The organism is Xenorhabdus sp. Sc-CR9, assembly GCF_963897815.1.
Classification (GTDB): Bacteria; Pseudomonadota; Gammaproteobacteria; order Enterobacterales; family Enterobacteriaceae; genus Xenorhabdus.
Genome location: NZ_CAWQTY010000059.1, coordinates 1 through 1,585, shown reverse-complemented (window position 1 = coordinate 1,585; position 1,585 = coordinate 1). Strand labels below are relative to the sequence as shown.

Here is a 1,585-nt window from a genome sequence, read left to right as displayed (position 1 = left end):
AATGCCCGTATTATCGATTTCGACGGAGAAGGACCCAAATAAATATGTAGGAACTTATTGATGACTTAATCAATGCAATCCATTTCGAATAAAAATAATTTATAGCTGGCTAGAGAATATCCAACCCAGCCTATTGACTGGCATCAAACAGCATGGAATCATAGGGCACATGTAAAACATTTAGGTGCTCTTATGTCCAACTCTAACAAAACAGCAACCATGACTATTAGGCTGACCGAGGAGGATAAACGCATTCTTGAGGAAGCAGCCAAAAGAGTAAGAATGGAAACAGGAGAGCTAGTAACAGCAGCCGAGTTGATTCGCCGCTATATTAGATCTCAGGAAAAAAAGAACAGAAAAACATAGAAATGAAAAACCCGACGGCGCCAACCAATCGGGTTTTTAATGGATGTCCGGTAATCGCTGGAACGATTACAAGGCAAAATTAGATTCTTGACTAATGCTCTGGTAAGCGCGCAGTCAAGCAACTCACAATGAAAATAAAAAAGGATTCCATCATGATGGAGTGTACCTTCAATGTTAGTAATTTTATAGCTAGCTATGATACAAAAAATATCAACTGCTCAAAAATCAGCGCATTAGACATAGCCGAAAGTCTTGAAAGTCTCGTAAAAACACTATCCCACATAGAAACAATGAAAGACCAGAACTTGAGACCGTATGTCTCAGGTATGCTTAATATCGCCGCTCGTGAATGCACAACATTGGTCGCCCTGCTGAACGCAAACGAGGTGAACCAATGAGAAAAATTGACGCCATCAAACAAATATCCCAACAGGCTGAAAATAATTGGCACGGCGTCCTTGAGGCGCTGTCTATCAATGTTCCTCTCGACCCTAACAAACACGCCTCATGCCCCGCGTGCGGCGGGAAAGACCGATTCCGCTTCGATAATCAAGAGGGGCGCGGAACTTACTACTGCAACCAGTGCGGCGCAGGTGATGGCCTGTCATTGGTTCAAAAGGTTCGCGGCTGTGATGCCTCCGATGCAGCGATAATGGTACGTGACGTGCTATCCGGCGCTCCCCTGCCATCAGAACGACCAGAACAACCGCCAGCCAGAGAAAAGGCACAGGAAAACGTGCCCATTGATAAAAAGGTGCTAGGGATGATGGCATCGGCGGAACTGGGCGAATCGGTCTACATGAATAACAAGGGGCTATACGGGTACAAACTCCCCATTCTCAATGATGGAAAAGGTGTAGTTACCCTCGTCAACATAAAAGGGGAAATGACGGGTGCGCAGCTATTGCCCCCAAATGGGGCGGAAAAGAAAAAACTGGTGAACGGGAGTAAGAAAAAAGGCTCGTTCGCGGTGGTTTGGGGGATGAAGGAAAGACCGTTATCGATAGTTATTGCTGAGGGGTTCGCTACTGCGGTTACGGTCAGTAAATGCCACGATAATGAAAATAGTCTCACACTGGCGGCAATGGATGCAGGGAATTTGAAGCCCGTTGCTATCGAGTGCCGTAAAAAATGGCCTCACGCGATAATCATTATCGCCGCAGATAACGACTGGCACGCCGAGGGTGAATTGGACGCAGACGGCAACCTTAAAAAGAAC

At 46.0% G+C, this 1,585-nt stretch carries 2 protein-coding genes; both read left to right on the top strand.

What is annotated here, in order from left to right; genetic code table 11:
* The first annotated feature begins 192 nt into the window (after positions 1–192).
* A complete protein-coding gene (locus AACQ81_RS03260) occupies positions 193–366 on the top strand; it encodes a hypothetical protein (protein WP_237388467.1) in 174 nt (57 codons plus the stop codon).
* Positions 367–715: 349 nt separating this feature from the next.
* A partial coding sequence (locus tag AACQ81_RS03255; protein ID WP_272903146.1) for a primase-helicase zinc-binding domain-containing protein occupies positions 716–1,585 on the top strand: 870 nt, incomplete at its 3' end.